Source organism: Mesorhizobium sanjuanii (assembly GCF_002529485.1).
GTDB lineage: Bacteria > Pseudomonadota > Alphaproteobacteria > Rhizobiales > Rhizobiaceae > Mesorhizobium > Mesorhizobium sanjuanii.
Map to the genome: position 1 here is coordinate 1 of NZ_NWQG01000320.1, position 1,052 is coordinate 1,052.

The window sequence follows — 1,052 nt, forward strand, 5'->3', positions numbered from 1 at the left end:
CGCGCCACCAGCACGCCCGCCTTCCGCCTCCGCGACGGTGCCCGACGAGGCGCAAGCCGCACTTGCACGGCAACTGGCGGCGACTGCGACAAGCCTCGACGAGCTTCGCCAGCACATGGCGGCATTCGAGGGCTGCAACCTCAAATTCACTGCCAAAAACCTGGTGTTCGCCGACGGCAACCCGAAAGCAGCGGTAATGCTGGTCGGCGAAGCGCCCGGCCGCGACGAGGATATAGAAGGGCTGCCGTTCGTCGGTCGCTCCGGCCAGTTGCTCGACCGGATGCTGGCGGCGATCGGCCTCGACCGGACCTCCGTCTATATCGCCAACGTCATCCCCTGGCGGCCGCCGGGCAACCGCACGCCGACACCGCATGAGACCGAGATCTGCCGGCCGTTCATCGAGAGGCAGATCGAGCTGGTCAATCCGAAGGTCCTGGTCAATCTCGGCGGCCCCTCGGCGAAAACCTTGCTCAACACGACCGAAGGCATATTGCGGCTGCGCGGCAACTGGCGCGTCCACATGACGGCTTCTGGGACCGCCATTCCAGCCATGCCGACCCTGCATCCGGCCTATCTGCTCCGAACCCCGGCGCACAAGAAGCTGGCTTGGCGGGATTTTCTTGAGGTGAAGGCGAAATTGAGGGCGCTGGGTTGACCTCCCAGGTAATTGAAATCCCTCTTCCACCGCCCTAGTCATGCACTCATGACAACAGCACAGAGTTCCGCCGGCAGCCTCATCCGCGAATGGCGCACGCGCCGGCGCATGAGCCAGCTCGACCTCGCCATGGAAGCCGAGATTTCCCAGCGACATCTGAGTTTTGTCGAAAGCGGCCGCGCGGCGCCGTCGCGCGACATGGTGCTGCATCTGGCAGAACAGTTGTCGATCCCGCTCAGGCAGCGCAACCAGCTGCTGCTGGCCGCGGGCTTTGCCCCAAGCTTCAGCGAGCGGCCGCTGACCGACGCCACGCTGGCGCCGGCGATGGCAGCCGTCGAGATCGTCCTCAAGGGGCACGAGCCCTTCCCGGCGCTTGCCGTCGACCGGCACTGGAACC

At 65.5% G+C, this 1,052-nt stretch carries 2 protein-coding genes; both read left to right on the forward strand.

Going from position 1 to position 1,052, the window contains the following annotated elements; genetic code table 11:
• Positions 1-655: uracil-DNA glycosylase (locus CN311_RS31675; RefSeq protein ID WP_097577491.1), on the forward strand; the 655-nt coding region annotated here is incomplete at its 5' end.
• 48 nt (positions 656-703) lie between these two features.
• Positions 704-1,052: helix-turn-helix domain-containing protein (locus CN311_RS31680; protein WP_133117303.1), on the forward strand; the 349-nt coding region annotated here is incomplete at its 3' end.